General features: G+C 61.8%; 1 pseudogene. It reads right to left on the minus strand.

The features are described from left to right. A pseudogene (locus SB765_RS34600) lies at positions 1-228 on the minus strand (spermidine/putrescine ABC transporter substrate-binding protein PotF); the annotation flags it as partial.

Here is a 228-nt window from a genome sequence, read left to right on the forward strand (position 1 = left end):
GGCGCGTCGTCGCCGAGCACGGCCTTGACCTTGTCGATGTTGTAGCCGATGCCCGTACTGCCCCACAGGTAGGGAAAACCGTGGGCGTTGCCCGGGTCGTTGTTTTCCAGGGCCTTGAGCAATACCGGGTTGAGGTTTTTCCAGTTGGGCAATTGGCGCTTGTCGAGCTTCTTCAGCGCGCCGCCCTCGATCTGCCGGGCCATGAAGTGGTTGGACGGGAACACCACG

Origin of the sequence: Pseudomonas sp. SIMBA_067, from assembly GCF_046534675.1 — a bacterium.
Lineage (GTDB): Bacteria > Pseudomonadota > Gammaproteobacteria > Pseudomonadales > Pseudomonadaceae > Aquipseudomonas > Aquipseudomonas putida.